At 68.5% G+C, this 14,440-nt stretch carries 6 protein-coding genes; 2 read left to right on the forward strand and 4 right to left on the reverse strand.

Going from position 1 to position 14,440, the window contains the following annotated elements; genetic code table 11:
• Nucleotides 1–298: 298 nt before the first annotated feature.
• Both JWP60_RS15100 and JWP60_RS15105 read left to right on the forward strand, forming a co-directional pair.
• Entirely contained in the window at nucleotides 299–751 is a 453-nt protein-coding gene (locus JWP60_RS15100; protein WP_299792890.1) for a hypothetical protein, read from the forward strand.
• A 158-nt stretch (nucleotides 752–909) separates the two neighbouring features.
• Nucleotides 910–8,898 (forward strand): glucoamylase family protein, encoded by a 7,989-nt coding sequence (locus JWP60_RS15105; protein WP_299792892.1) that lies wholly within the window; start codon nucleotides 910–912, stop codon nucleotides 8,896–8,898.
• Nucleotides 8,899–9,136: 238 nt separating this feature from the next.
• Here JWP60_RS15105 and JWP60_RS15110 read toward each other — a convergent pair whose 3' ends face one another.
• Genes JWP60_RS15110 through JWP60_RS15125 form a run of 4 tightly spaced genes read right to left on the reverse strand, consistent with a single transcriptional unit; the run spans nucleotide 9,137 to nucleotide 14,337 of the window.
• Entirely contained in the window at nucleotides 9,137–10,768 is a 1,632-nt protein-coding gene (locus JWP60_RS15110; RefSeq protein ID WP_299792894.1) for a hypothetical protein, read from the reverse strand.
• A complete protein-coding gene (locus JWP60_RS15115) occupies nucleotides 10,768–12,465 on the reverse strand; it encodes a hypothetical protein (protein ID WP_299792896.1) in 1,698 nt (565 codons plus the stop codon). Before JWP60_RS15115 ends, JWP60_RS15110 begins: the two co-directional genes overlap by 1 nt.
• 7 nt (nucleotides 12,466–12,472) lie before the next feature.
• Nucleotides 12,473–13,465, reverse strand: coding sequence for a tripartite tricarboxylate transporter substrate binding protein (locus JWP60_RS15120; RefSeq protein WP_299792898.1), 993 nt, complete (start codon nucleotides 13,463–13,465; stop codon nucleotides 12,473–12,475).
• Entirely contained in the window at nucleotides 13,462–14,337 is an 876-nt protein-coding gene (locus tag JWP60_RS15125; protein WP_299792900.1) for an NAD(P)-dependent oxidoreductase, read from the reverse strand. Before JWP60_RS15125 ends, JWP60_RS15120 begins: the two co-directional genes overlap by 4 nt.
• Between the last annotated feature and the right edge of the window lie 103 nt (nucleotides 14,338–14,440).

Below are 14,440 nucleotides of genomic sequence, written 5' to 3' on the forward strand. Positions count from 1 at the left end.
CTCCCGTCGACCTGCAGCTGGCGATCGAGGCAGCGCTGAGCGGCGACGTGATGGTGGTATGGCGATACAGCGGTTTCCCGATTGGAACGCGTGGAGTGGGACGTCTCCCACCGAGCAGCGGGTGCGTTCCTGTCGCGTGCGAACTCTGCCCTGGCGCACCGTGGTCGAGTCAGCCCTAGGACGCCTCCGGCGGCTTCGGCTCAGGCGAAGGAAAGCACAAGATGAACAAGGACCAGGCGCAAGACAGGAGGAGGCGGCGCCGAGCGCCCACGCTGTGCAGCCGGGCAAGAAGCCGCACATGATGCCTGCCGTCGACGCGGGCGTGCTCGACACCGCTGCGCCCGCGCACGGCGAGCAGGTGGTCCGGCAGGCCGTTGGCTGGCCACGACGGCCGCGCGGCGGCACCGCCTCGAAAGACCTTCCAAGTCGGGCTTCGTCCAAACAGGCGCAAGATGCGTCTTTCGCCCCGAGATGGACACCAGCGCGTGGCACCGTCCGGCGCACCTACCGGAGTCTCAGCATGACCAGCGCAAGCGCACAGGCACCGTTGCCTGAAGACCCCCGTACCTTCGTATCCAGCGACATGGCGGCATTGGCCTCGCACATGGACGCCTGCAAGCAGTCGCAAGGCCGCTTCGTTTCCTTGCGTCTGGGCGGGGACCTGCTGCGCGGGCTCGTTTCGTCACGCATCGTGAGCACCGGCGCGCTGCTCGGCGTGGCGGTGCTGGCGCTGTTGCTGTACCTCGCCTGAAAGCCGCCGATCGGGCCGGCATCGACTGGCTGGCAGCCCTCACCCCCTACGCCCGCGACCTCCTGCAATCCGCAGGCGAGATCGAGCCGCCGATCCGCGCGGAGCTGTTCGGCCGGCACCGCTTCGAGGAGCACGGCCGCAGCCTTGCCGCCGCGCAGGTGGTCCAGGAGGGCGGCGACCGCCGCGGCCCCGCATTCTTCCCGCGCGTCGAACAAAACCTCAAGGCGCTGCGCCGGGCCTACGACCAGGTCGCAATCACCTCCAGCAGCGGCCACTACGTCACGCCCGCGGCCGACTGGTTGCTGGACAACTTCCACCTCGTCGAAGCCCAACTTGAACAGATCCGCGAAGGCGTGCCTGGCCGGTATTACGCGGATCTGCCCAAACTCGCGCACGCGCCGCTTGCCGGCCTGCCGCGCGTCTATGGCATCGCCTGGGCGTATGTCGCTCACACGGACAGCGTGCTCGATCCGGAAATCCTGAGCGCCTTCCTCGACGCCTACCAGGAGGTCAGCGAGCTTCGCCTCGCCGAGCTCTGGGCATTGCCCACCACATTGCGTGTGGTGCTGCTGGAAAATCTTCGCCGGATGGCGGACGAGATCGCATCCGGCAAGGTTGCCCGTGAGCTGGCGCACGCTGTGGGCGACCTTGCCGCCAGCGTGACCGAGGCGCAGCTCGACCTGCTGGATGCGCAGGTGACACGCGTTGGCTTGCGCCGGGCCTGGCTGGCGCAGCTCTGGCAGCGAATTCCGGCGGACGGGGCCGACGGCTCGCCGGGCTTGACCAGGTGGATGGAGAAGAACTGTCCCGACGGGCCAGCCCTGGTGATGGAAAGCCAGACCGCACAGGTCACGGCCAACCTCACGGTCGGCAACATCATCACCACACTGCGGCTGATCGGGCAGCTCGACTGGGTCGACCTGATCGAGCCGGTGAGCCGCTCGCTGCAGGCCCTGCGCCAGCTTCCCAGCTTCGCGCGCGAAAGCGAGCTCACGCGCCAGCAGATCACGCGCGCCATGGAGCAGCTCGCGCGCCACAGTCGCAAGCCCGAACTGCAGGTCGCGCAAGCGGTCGTGGCCATCGCCCAGGCCAGCGCGGGTCCGGCGGTGGAGCAGACGGCCGGCTACTACCTGATAGGCGAAGGCCGCGGCGCCCTCGCGGCCTCGCTGGGCCTTCCTGCAGGCGGCAAAACAGGCCGCCGCGCGCGCCTGCCGCTGTACATCGGTGCGATCGCGCTGGGCACCATCGTCTTGCTGTTCCTGGCCTCGCGCCGGCTGGACCTCCAAGGGCTGACAGGCGTCCTGTTCCTGTTCCTGCTGGCATGGCCGGCAAGCGAAGCGGCCGCGTCGCTGGTGCACCGGCTGCTGGCCGAATCCCTGAAAGTACAGTTGCTGCCAAGGCTGGAGCTGGCAGCGGGCATCCCACCGGGAAGCGCCGTGCTGGTGGTGATCCCGACGATGCTCACGGCACCAGCGTCGACCCGTCTGCTGCTGCAGCAGCTGGAGCGCCACTGGCTCGCCAACCGCGAGCAGCATGCGCAGTTCGCACTCCTGACCGACTGGACCGATGCCGATGCCGAGACGCTGCATACCGACGCGCCGCTGCTGGCCGATGCGCTGGCGCAGGTCGATGCACTCAATGCACGTGTGCCTGTCGCTGATGGCGCGCAGCCGCGCTTCCTGTTGATCCATCGGCCGCGCCGCTGGTGCGAGACCCAGCGGCGCTGGCTGGGATGGGAGCGCAAACGCGGCAAGCTGGAGTTGCTGGTGCGCGCGCTCGCGACCGGGGCGTGGCAGGGCTTCGAGCCGCTTGCGCCGACGCTGCGCCTGCAGCAAGGGATCCGTTTCGTGCTGACGCTGGACAGCGACACCGGCCTGCCACCCGGCGCGCTGCGCGAACTGGTGGCGGTCGCCGACCATCCGCTGAATGCGCCCCGCGTGGACCCGGCCAGCCGCCGCGTCGTGGCCGGCTACGGCATCCTGCAGCCGCAGCTGGTCACACCGCTGACGCCCGATGGCAGGAACACGCGCTTTCACCGGCTGTTCGCCGGCCAGGCCGGAATCGACCCCTACAACAGTGCCGTGTCCGACGTCTACCAGGACCTGTTCGGCACCGCCAGCTTCAGCGGCAAGGGCCTGCTGAATGTGCACGCTTGCCATGCGGTGCTCGACGGCCGCCTGCCGGACGAATCGATCCTGAGCCACGACCTGCTCGAAGGGGCGATCGCCCGTTGCGGCTATGTGAGCGACGTCGCATTGGTCGAGGAGTTTCCGCAGCACCCGGGAGTCGCGGCATCGCGCCTGCACCGCTGGACGCGCGGCGACTGGCAGTTGCTCCCTGTGATGATCAAGGCCCGCGCCTTCGGCATCGATGCGCTGGGACTGTGGAAGATGGGTGACAACCTGCGACGCTCGCTCGTGTTGCCCGCCTGCGCCGTACTGCTCGCGTTGTCGGTCTTCGAGGGTTCGCTGCATCCGGTCGGCGCGATCGTGATGGTCTTCGGTGCACTGCTCGCGGGCCCCATGCTGGGCGCACTGGCCGGGCTGGTGCCGACGCGCGGCGGTATCGCCTGGCGCCACTTTTTCCATGTCGGGAAGACGGAGTTGCTGCGTGCGCTCGCCGCCTCGGCGTGGCAATTCAGCCAGCTCGCGGCGCAGGCCGTGCTCCTGGCCGATGCGATTGCACGCTCGCTCTGGCGCATGGGCGTCAGCCGACGCAAGCTGCTGGAATGGACGACGGCGGAGCAGGCACAGGGCGCTGCACGCGACCACCTGCCGTCCTTCGTGCGGCAGCACGGCCCCGCGTCGCTGCTGTGCGCTGCACTCGGCGTAGCGTCGCTCTGGGGCCGGCACCCGGTCGCCGGCATCCTCCTGTTCTCGTTCTGGGCCTGTTCGCCGCTGGTCAGCTGGTGGTCGGCGATCACGCAGGGGCGCACAGCGCTGGGAGAGCTACGCGATCGGGACCGGTTGTACCTGCAGGAGCTGGCGCGCGACACGTGGCGTTTCTTCGAGCGAACGGTCGGCGCGGAAGATAACCATCTGCCCCCCGACAACCTGCAGCTGGTGCCGGAGCCGACCATCGCCCACCGCACCTCGCCCACCAATATCGGCCTGTACCTGGTGGCGGTCTGCTGTGCCCGGGAATTCGGCTGGATCAGTACCGGGGAACTGACCGCCCGCCTGCAGGCGACGCTGGATACGATGGACCGCCTGCCGCGCCACCGCGGGCACCTGCTGAACTGGTACGACACCAGGACGCTGGAGATCCTGCCGCCCGCCTACGTGTCGACCGTGGACAGCGGCAACCTCGCCGGCCTTTTGCTGACCGTGGCGCAGGCGTGCCGGGCGCTGGCGCGTGCGGGCACCGACGGCACTGGGGTACGTGCCGAGCTGCTGCTCCTGGCGGACCGTTCGCGCGAACTGGCCATGGCGATGGACTTTCGCTGCCTGTACGACGGCAAGCGGCACCTGTTCCACATCGGCCTGCGGGTGCAGGAACAGGCTCTCGATGCCAGCTACTACGACCTGCTCGCGTCCGAATCGCGCTTGACCAGCCTGCTCGCGATCGCCAAGGGTGACGTGCCGCGCCGGCACTGGTCCGCATTGGGCCGGCCCTTCCTGTCGGTCGGCGTGGTCGCCGGACTCAAGTCGTGGTCCGGCTCGATGTTCGAGTACCTGATGCCGTCGCTGCTGTTGCCTGAACCCGCTGGGGGCCTGCTGCATTCCGCCTCCTGCGCCGCCGTCGCCGAACAGCGCGCCTGCGGCGAGGCGCTGGGGTTGCCGTGGGGCATTTCGGAATCGGCGTATTTCGCGCAGGACCATTCCCTGGCCTTCCAGTACGGGCCCTTCGGCGCACCGCGACTGGCGCTGCGTCGCACGCCGACCGCGGAACGGGTGATCGCGCCGTACGCCACGCTGCTGGCGACGATGTTCGAGCCGCGGGATGCCACTGCCAACCTGCAGCGGCTGCAGGAGCTCGGGGGTCGCGGCGAGCTCGGCATGTTCGAGGCGCTGGACTGCACCGCTTCGCGCCAGGCGGCGACGCAACCTTACACGGTGGTCGAAACCTTCATGGCACACCACCAGGGCATGGCCTTGGCGGCCCTGTGCGACGTGCTGTGCGCCGGCGCGCCGCGGCGCTGGCTGTCGGCCGACCCGATGATCGCGGCGCACGAAGTGCTGCTGCACGAGAGCACGCCCAGGCAGATCGTGGAGAGCGCCGACCCCAGGCAGCCGCCCGCACCCGGCAGCAGTGCGCAGGCGCCGGTGTTCCAGGCCCGCAAGGTCGACCCGGCCACCCGCGGCTGGAAACCGACGCACCTGTTGTCCAACGGCCGCTACAGCGTGGCCCTGCGTCCGAGCGGGGCGGGCGTGAGCCGCTGGCAGGGGCAGAACATCACGCGCTGGCGCGACGACCTGCTGCGCGACGACTTCGGCAGCTTTTTCTACGTGTCGCGCCCGGACCGCACAGCTCTGGTCTCGCTCACCTCCAGTCCCGCCCCCGGGGCGAACTGGCGCTACCAGGCGCGCTTCATGGCCGACCGGGTCGAGTTCGACGCACAGGGGGACGACCTGGCTTGCGGCGTCACGGTGCTGGTCAGCCCGGAGGACGACACCGAGCTGCGCATCGTCACCTTGCGCAATACCGGCAAGAGCACCGCCACCTGGGAGCTGGTGTCCAGCTTCGAGCCGGTGCTGGCCGCTGCGGCGGCCGACGAGGCGCATCCCGCGTTCTCCAACCTGTTCATCCACACCAGCTGGCAGCCGCAATCGCGCGCCCTGGTGATGACGCGCAGGCCGCGCCTGCAAGGCGACCCCGAGATCGCAGCCGCTCATTTCCTGGCCGGCGCCGAAGGCGAGCTGGTTTCGGTTCAGTGCATCACCGACCGCCGTGCGTTCCGTGGGCGCAACCGGGCCGTCGCGGATCCGGCGCTCGCTTCCGAGTCCAGGGATGGCGATGGTGCGCCGGTGAACGGCCTCGATCCCGTCGCCTGCCTGCGCGTGCGAGTGCGGCTGGCGCCGGGCGCGCTGGCGCGCCTGACGTTCGCCACGACCGCGGCACCCCAGGCAACGGAGCTGGCCGCCCGCATCGACAGCTACCGGCAGCCGATGCACGTGGAGCGCGCGGTGCGCATGGCGGCCACGCTGGCCCAGGTGCGGCTGCGGGACCTCGGGCTGACGCCGGGCGAGAACATCGCCCTGCAGGACTTCACGACCGCGCTCATGTACAGCGCGCCCCGCGCCGCCCCGGAACCCGGGCCGATCGACCAGCGACAGCTCTGGCGCTTCGGCCTCTCGGGCGACAAGCCGATCCTGCTGGTTCGCATCCATTCCGCCGACGGCATACCGCTGCTGCGTTCATTGCTGCGCGCCCAGCCCTGGTGGACCTTCGGCGGTCTGCCGGTGGACGTGGTGGTTCTCAACAGCGAACCCAATTCCTACCTGATGCCGCTGCAACGCGAGATCCTGGCCTTGCGGGACCGCCTGCTGCAAGTGGTGCGCAACAGCTTTCCGCGCAGCGAGGAGGCCGGCTTCTTCCTGCTGCGCAATCAGGAGGTCTCGCCCTCGGAGACGGCTGCGTTGGCCGGCTTGGCGCGGGTGATCCTCACGGCCGACGGGCGCCCGCTGGAGGCGCAGGCGGCTGCCCGGCGCGAGCTCTGGGCCGGGCCGCCGCTGCAGCCGCTGGCACCGGTAGCGACCGCGATCGACACGGGCGCCGTCGCAAGGATCCGCGTTGCCGCGCCAACGGGTGAATTCGACGCCGCCACCGGTGAGTTCCGCTTCGAGCTCGCGCCGGGCCAGGCGCCGCCGCGTCCGTGGGTCAACGTGATTGCCAACCGCGGCTTCGGCTTCCAGGTGTCGGAGGCGGGCAGCGGGTACACGTGGGCCGTGAACAGCCGCCTGCACCAGCTCACTGCCTGGTCCAACGATCCGGTGGCGGACCCGGCGGCGGAACACTGGCTGCTGCAGGACCTGGACAGCGGCGAAGTGTTCAGTGTCACGCGGGCCGGCGGGCCGCTGCGGGTGCGGCACGGCCAGGGTTACACGGTGTTCGAAAGTTCACGCGCCGGCCTGGAGGTGGAAGCGACCTTCTTCGCCGACCTCGTGGACTCGGTCAAGGTCGTGCGCGTGCAACTGCGCAATGACGCAGGCACCCGCTTGCGGCTGCGCGCGCTGGGACTGGTCGAATGGCAGCTGGGCGCCAACCGTGGCGACCGGCGCGGCGTCCTGACCTGGAAAGGGTCCGACCTGGCGGCACTGTTCGCGCAGCAGCGCGAGCAACGTGCAGGCTTCGGCGGGCACACCGCGTTCCTGTCGGTCCAGGGTGGGGTGCCGCTCGCGCAATGGACCTGCGACCGTGCCGAGTTCTTCGATGGCACGGGTCGAATAGGCCTGCCTGCGACCCTGGCAGGGCGCAGCGGGCCAGGCCTGGACCCCTGCGCGGCGATCGCCGGCGACTTCGTCCTTGCCGCCGGCGAGGATGCTTCGTTCACGTTTGTGCTGGGCCACGCGACCTCGCCCGAAGCGGCGCGGCAGCTGGCCGCCGGCTGGAGTGGCCGCGACCCGCTGCAGGCGTTGGCGCAGGTCAAGCGCTGGTGGTCGGGGCTGAACGATGCGGTGCAGGTCACGACCCCGGACCCGCTGTTCGACGCGCTGGTGAACCGCTGGCTGCTGTACCAGACCGTGAGCTGCCGGCTCTGGTCCAAGGCCGGCTTCTACCAGGCCGGCGGCGCGTCCGGCTTTCGCGACCAGTTGCAGGATGCGATGGCGCTGACGCTGGCCGACCCCGGGCGCCTGCGCGAGCAGATCGTCCTCAACGCCTCGCGTCAGTTCCAGGAGGGGGACGTGCAGCACTGGTGGCACGCTCCCGGCGGCGAAGGCGTGCGGACCCATTTCTCGGACGACCTGCTCTGGCTGCCGTACGCCTGCGCGCACTACCTGGAGGCGACCGGCGACGCCACGCTGCTGGACCAGCAGGTGCCCTTCATCGAGGGCGCGGCCATTCCGGCGGGCGCCGAAGACGCGTACTACACGCCGGCCGTTTCGGCGGATGGCGCCAGCGTGTACGAGCACTGTGCGCGCACCATCGACCGCAGCCTGCCGGTGGGCGTGCATGGACTGCCGCTGATGGGCACGGGCGACTGGAACGACGGCATGAACCGCGTCGGGCACCAGGGGCGCGGCGAGTCGGTGTGGCTCGCGTGGTTCCTGTGCGCCGTCACCGAGCAGTTCGCGCCCCTGGCAACGGCGCGCGGCGAGGGCGAAAGGGCGCAGCGCTGGCTGCGCTCGCGCGACGGCTGGATCGCGGCGCTGCACGGTGCGGGATGGGACGGCAGTTGGTTCCGGCGCGCCTTTTTCGACGACGGCGAGCCGTTGGGGTCCGCAGCGAACAGCGAGTGCCGCATCGATCTCATTGCGCAGTCCTGGGCCGTGCTTTCCGGCGCTTCAACGCCGGCCTTCACCGCGCCCGCGCTGGCGGCCGTCGAGCAGCATCTGTTCGATGCGGATGCCGCTCTGCTGCTGCTGCTGGCGCCGCCGCTGGAGCACTCGGCCCACAACCCGGGCTACATCCAGGCCTATCCGCCGGGCGTGCGCGAGAACGGTGGGCAGTATTCGCACGCCGCCGTGTGGGGCCTGATGGCGCAGGCGCTGGCCGGAGATCCGGAAGCGGCGTGGCGCAGCTTCAAGGGCATCAGCCCTGCGCACCGCAGCCGCGACCCGCGACAGGCAGCAGCCTATGAGCTCGAGCCCTACGTCACGGCAGGTGACACCTTCGGCGCCGCTCCCTATGTCGGCCGCGGCGGGTGGAGCTGGTACACGGGCTCGGCCGGCTGGCTGTACCGCGCCGCAGTCGAAACCTTGTTGGGGCTGCAGGTGCGTCCGGGCGCCCTCGCACTCTCGCCCCGGCTGCCAGCCCACTGGCCATCGTTCGAACTGCGCCTGAAGGTGCAGCAGCGCCACATCACGCTGCACTGGGAACGGGACTTGCACCCGTCGCGCCTGCTGCAGCCGGATGTGCAGGTCGGGTGGGGTGAGTGGGTCGACTTCGAGAGGCTGCCGGCGCAGGCAGTGCTGCTGGTGTGCGGCGAGGCACCTGCGATGCCGCCATCGCAAGTCGAACCGCCGGCCGTGCCGCAACCGGCATGAGCCGCACTGTGACGGGCCGAGAGCTCGCCTGGGGTGTCACGAGCGTGATGCTGCGCTACGCACCGCGTTGAGCGGGCTCACTGGCCGCCGGCGAACGGGAGGTAAGGCAGCACCAGCGTCAGGGCGATTGAGATAGCCGCCCGATCTGTGATCCCTCGCATGTCATCTGGCCAGCTTCGGCATTACGTGCACACGTTGCAGCGCACGGCAAAGTGAGACGGACCGCGTTCAGCGGAGGTCAGTGATTCGCATGCAACGTCTCCAGGAAGACGCGCCCTTCGCGCACTACATCCAGCGCCCGCTTTGGATCGATCAGCATCAGCACCTGATGCGCAATGCCAGGGTCGGCATGCAGCAGCGTCCGGGTGCATTCGGCATACGACTGCAGTTCGGCGAGGCTGCCGGCGAGCCGGTCGGCGTCCGATGCGGCAGGCGAGTTCTCGTGCGCGGCCTGGCGCACGAGAACGCAGACCTTGGCGCACAGGACCAGCCCTTCAACCCATCTCTCGAAGTGCATGAACTGCGCTTCCACGTATCTCTGGACGCGCGCGTCCAGGCCAGCCGCCGGGCGGGCGATGTCGGCGACGAGCCGACGCGCGTCGGCCAACGCGCTGTCCTTCTCCGCGAGGAGCGCCTTCGCCTTGTCGCGATCGAGCACGAGGTCATCCGCCCGCGACGGGTCCCAGGCGGCGAGGCTGTCGCGCACCTCCATGCCCCACCAGGCGCGCTGGATGCTTCGCGGCAGCATGCTGTTGTCCGCGGACACGGCGTCGTTCATGTAGGCCGCATGACGCACCACCGGCAGCGTTCGCTCCAGGATGCCCGCTAGCCACGGGGCCGCGGCCTGGTCCCAGCCGCGCTCAGCCAGCCAGCGCCGGCAGGTCTCGCGCGCGTCGATGCGGTCGTCGCGGGCCCACGCCGCTGCCGCGATCAGGTTCGCCTCGTTCAGCGTGTCCAGCGCGTCCAGATCGTTGATGCGCTCCCATTCGATGCGGAAGATCGCGCCACTCACGCCGTGCCGGGCCCAGCGCGGCATGCGTTGCCTCAGGTCGTCCAGCACGAAGCACGGCATCAGACCCCAGCCGAAGAACTGGCCCATGACGTCGTACTCGATGAACTGCTGCCGCTGCAGCGCGCCGATCGCCGGGTTGTCGGGAAAGGTGACATAGAAATCGTGCGGCATCGCCTTGATGCAGAACACGATGTCCTCGGGCGCGCGCCGCACCGCCTCGATGAGCGGCTGGTGATCCGAGGGCTTGTAGGCGAAGTCGCGGATGGCCAGTTGCTTGCCGCGGGCGTGGATGGGCCCGTGCAGTGCAGTGATCATGCGCGAATACCAATCGGCGAGCGGCTCGCGTTGGCACAGTTCGCACTGGCAACGGTTCTGTACGCGGGAGGCGCGGCTCTCCTGCGAGCCGAAGCTCACGATCATGCCGGCAAGACCGGGGAAATCGTCGAAAAGCTCCGCGGTCTTGTGGCCTATGTACTCGGTCCAGAACGGCTCCGAGGGACAGAAGACGCCGCCCTTGATCACTTCCGGATGGAGGGAAAGCACCTCATCCGAGAACCCGATTTCCTTGACGTTCACCCACACCGCGACGCCCGCACCCGCTGCCAACCCCAGCAGCCGCCCGAAGTAGGCGCGGTTGTTGAAGATTGCGTTCTCGCCGCGCCGTGAGGGCAGGTCGCTCCACAGCGCATACGGGTCGAAGTAGGCGCGCGGGTACACGATCTGGTGCACCAGGTCAGACTCGTGCAGCACCAGCGTGTTCAATCCGTGCCGCTGCATGAAGGCGAGCAGCTTGACGACGTGATCGCGCTCCCACATGCGCTGGCCGTGCAGTTCCACGGCGCGAAGCTGGAAGGCCATCAGGCGACCGCCTTCGTCGCCGTGAGCAGCCGCTCCACGTCGTCAGCCAGCAGGTCCGTGCGCGTCGTGTCCATCAGCCAGTACACGTAATGGGGGTAGGAGCTGCCGTCCAGGCGGCGTCGAACCTGCTCGCCGAATGCCCGCAGGGGTGCGGCGGTGCCCCGCGCAGCGGCGATCGTGCTCTCGGACGGCCGCTCCTGCGCCTTCTTCACCAGGAACACGGCCCGGGCGCACAGCGCGTAGCCGCGGACATAGAGCCGGTACAGGTCCAACATTTCCTTGAAGTCATGCGCCACCCTGGCAGGCAGGCCGAGCGTGGCGGGCTGCAGCGCCGCTTCGAGCTGGTCGACTTCGCGCACGGCTTGCTCCTTCTCGGCAAAGATGATGTCCAGGTGCGCATCCGTGGGCTCGAGCAGCTTCGAGGCGCCCGGCTCCCAGTCGTCGCGGCCGTGGATGTCGACCAGCATGTCGAACGCCTTTTTCACCGTATCCGGGTACTGGTCGTCCTCATGGAACAGGTGGCCGCGCACGTAGGCCGCCTTCTCCATGACCGCCCACGAGGCCCGCATGAAGTCCTTCAGCCGCTGCGGCGCGTCGGCCGCGGTGGCGACGTGCGGTCCATCCATCTCGGACGCCTCGCGCATCGGCGAATACAACCCGTGCTGCGCCCAGGCTTCGTACACGTCACCGAGCGGGCAATCGACGTCGCGCGCCAGCAGCGCGCCGGCCACGACGTTCAGGTTGTTCGGGCTGTTGAACGATCCGGCATCGGTGATCACTTCCCAGTCCGTGCGCAGTGCGATGCCTTCGGCGCCGCTGGCCAGCGCATGGCGCATGCGAACCTGCATGTCCTCGACGACGCTGACCGGAAACACGCCGAGCCCGAAGAACTGCCCCCAGGTGTCGAATTCGATCCACTGGCGCAGCCCGCCGGTGTGGCCGATGCGCGGGTTGTGCGGGAAGGTCGGGTAATAGTCGTGCGGCGTGTTCTTCAGCGAGATCACGATGTCCGGCGAGACGCGCCGGGCCGCATCCAGCATGCGGCTCTGCTGGTCGGCGGAGTAGGAGAAGTCGCGCACGGCAAACGTCTTGCCGCGCTCGGCCAGCGGGCGATGCATCGCCCGCAGCAGGTCGGTGTACCAGTCGGTCGGGTCTGTGGCCTGGCAGCGCGGGCATTGGCAGGTGTTGGTCGAGATCGACACTTTGCTCTCGCGCGTTCCGGGGCTGACAATCACGCCGGCAAGTCCGGGCACCGCGTCGAGCAGCTCGCGAAACTTCATGTCCACAAGCTCCCACCAGAAGGGATGGCTGGCGCACATCGAGCCATCCGGATTGCGCAGCTCGGGCCGCTGCTCCAGCACCTGATCGACGTACCAGATCTCCTTGACCTCCAGGTAGAAACCAATGCCGCGGCGCTGTGCCTCGCGCACCACCTTGTTGATGTAGTGCCGGTTCTGGTAGATCGAGTGCAGGCGCACCGGCCAGCGCTTCCACATCATCTCTTCCGGGAACAGAGCGTGCGGAAACACCAGGTGGTCGACGATGTCGTTCTGGTGGAAGATCAGGCTGTTGAGGCCGAACTTCTGCATGAAGTCCAGCGCCTCCTCGACCTGCGCCCATTGCCACATCCGGCTGGAGTGGAACTCGAGGCCGCGGCTGGAGAATCCCTTGCGCGCGTCGGAACGTTCGGTGGTCATGCGCACTTCACTTGCCCCGAACCAGCTGCAGAATCCCCGTGTCGGTGACCACCTGCTTGTAGTGGAGCTGCTCCGCGGTCCATTTCTTCGCGAATTCCGTGGGGCCCATGTAGGCCGGCTCGATGCCGATCGCACGCAGTTGCTGCTGCGTCTGCGGGTCGTTGATGATCCTGGCAAAGCCGTCGGCCAGCCTCGTGCGCACCGCCTCCGGCATGTTCTTCGGCGCGCCGATGCCCTGCCAGAGTGTCACGACGATGTCGTAGCCGAGCTCCTTGGCTGTCGGCGCGTTCGCGAACAGCGGATCCGAGAGCCGCTTTTCGCCGAACACGCACAGGATGCGGATCTTGCCCGCCTTCACGTACTCGCGAATGTCCACCGGATTGATGCCGCCGGCCTGGATGTGCCCGCCGAGCAGCGAGGTGATGAGCGTGCCCCCGCCGTCGAAATTGACGAACTCCATCGGGAACTTGGCCATGTACGTCAATTGCGCCGGACCGAGGTGCGAGGTGTTGCCGATGCCGGTGATGCCGTAATTGCACGCCTTCGGATTCGCCTTGCAATAGGCCATGAATTCGCCCAGCGTCTTCCAGGGCGAATCGCCCTTGACGGCCAGCACGAAGGGCACCTCTCCCACCTGCGCGATCGGCTGCAGGTCCGTGACGTAGTTGTACTTGGCGATCCCGTACAGCGGCTGCGTGACCATGCCGCTGTTGGTGATGCCGACGGTGTAGCCATCGGGCTTCGCCTGCACCAGTTCGTTCAGGCCGATCATCGCGGCCGCGCCCGGCTTGTTGTCGATGACGAACGGCTGGCCCATGATCTTGTCGCCGTCTTTCGCCAGCAGGCGGGCGACGATGTCCGAACTGCCCCCGGGGCTGAACGGCACGATGAAGCGGATCGGATGGCTGGGATAGTCCTCGGCCGGCGCCGCGCCCGCGGCGCTGCACGCGCAGGCTGCGAGCAGCAGCGCGCGCCGCAGGTGCGAGAAAGCTTTCTTCATGATGTCTCCTTCGGTGTTTTCGGTGTTTCCGCCGGCGGCGTTTCGAACGGGCCTGCCTGCACGAAGCCGGCGCCCTGGTACTGCGTTGCAGGATCGCCGGATTCCGCAGTCGGCTGGCTTTCGATGCGCTCGCGCCAGGGCTCGGAGCTGTCCCGCGGCTCGAAGCGGAGATGCGCCGCGCCGCTGTTGTCCCACCAGGCGTCGCGATTCTTCGAGACGCCGTAGACCACCGTGTGGCCCACCCGTGGCGCCGCGAGGCAGCAGCGAACCAGATCGGTCAGGTCGCGGTAGCTCAGCCAGGTGATCAGCATGCGGCGATCGCGCGGCTCCGGAAAGCACGAGCCGATGCGCACGCAGGCGGTCTCGACGCCGTAGCGGTCGAAGTAGAAGCGCGCGAGGTCCTCGCCGAAGCACTTCGACAAGCCGTAGTAGCTGTCCGGCCGGCGCGGCGACTCAGCGTCCAGCGGCTGTCCGACCGGATGGAAGCCGGTGACGTGATTGGAACTGGCGAACACCACGCGCCGCACGCCATGCCGCCGCGCGGCCTCGTAGACGTGGAATGCGCCCTTGATGTTCGCTTCGAGGATCTGTTCGAACGCGTGTTCGGTGGCAAGCCCGCCCAGATGCACGATCGCGTCGCAACCCCGCACCAGGGCATCGACCGCGGACTTGTCGGCGAGATCGCAAGGCATCAACTCCTCGCCCTCGCTTGCTGCGCCAAGCGGCGCGATATCGGAGAGGCGCAGGATGCGGCCACAGGGACGCAGTCCCTCCCGCAACACACGTCCAAGGCCGCCGGCGGCGCCGGTCAGTAAGAGCCGCTCGTACTTCTGCATGGTGTTCTTCGCTGTGGCGGTGGCGCGGACTGCCATGCCGCAGCGCCAGCCACCTGATCGCGCAATTATTCGAGCGGATCCCGGGACCGGCAAACGAGGAAAGCGAAACAGATCATGAGTTTTTCTCATACACTGAGTC

Origin of the sequence: Ramlibacter sp., assembly GCF_028291745.1 — a bacterium.
Taxonomy (GTDB): domain Bacteria; phylum Pseudomonadota; class Gammaproteobacteria; order Burkholderiales; family Burkholderiaceae_C; genus Ramlibacter.

Coding starts and splice junctions, on each gene's coding strand:
- JWP60_RS15100 (WP_299792890.1), top strand. CDS start 299: ATGATGCCTGCCGTCGACGCGGGCGTGCTCGACACCGCTGCGCCCGCG.
- JWP60_RS15110 (WP_299792894.1), bottom strand. CDS start 10,768: ATGGCCTTCCAGCTTCGCGCCGTGGAACTGCACGGCCAGCGCATGTGG.
- JWP60_RS15115 (WP_299792896.1), bottom strand. CDS start 12,465: ATGACCACCGAACGTTCCGACGCGCGCAAGGGATTCTCCAGCCGCGGC.
- JWP60_RS15120 (WP_299792898.1), bottom strand. CDS start 13,465: ATGAAGAAAGCTTTCTCGCACCTGCGGCGCGCGCTGCTGCTCGCAGCC.
- JWP60_RS15125 (WP_299792900.1), bottom strand. CDS start 14,337: ATGGCAGTCCGCGCCACCGCCACAGCGAAGAACACCATGCAGAAGTAC.